We start from the raw sequence: 268 nt of genomic DNA on the forward strand, positions 1-268 counted from the left end.
TCTCCCACAGGGTCCCCCCTGCAGTACCATCGGCGCTGTGAGGCTTAGCTTCCGGGTTCGGAATGTAACCGGGCGTTTCCCTCACGCTATGACCACCGAAACACTATGAAACTGTCCGCCACCCGCCCGCACACCTGCGGTGGGGGTCGTTGTTTCAGAACAACACAGTGGACGCGAGCAACTGAGGACAAGCCCTCGGCCTATTAGTACCGGTCAACTCCACCCCTCACAGGGCTTCCATATCCGGCCTATCAACCCAGTCGTCTAC

General features: G+C 59.3%; 2 rRNA genes. Both read right to left on the bottom strand.

What is annotated here, in order from left to right:
* Positions 1-100 (bottom strand): 5S ribosomal RNA (rrf, locus tag QSK52_RS39275); the annotation flags it as partial.
* Between the two features lie 83 nt (positions 101-183).
* A 23S ribosomal RNA gene (locus QSK52_RS39280) occupies positions 184-268 on the bottom strand; the annotation flags it as partial.

The sequence above is a fragment of the Kitasatospora phosalacinea genome (genome assembly GCF_030268885.1).
GTDB classification, from domain to species: domain Bacteria; phylum Actinomycetota; class Actinomycetes; order Streptomycetales; family Streptomycetaceae; genus Kitasatospora; species Kitasatospora phosalacinea_C.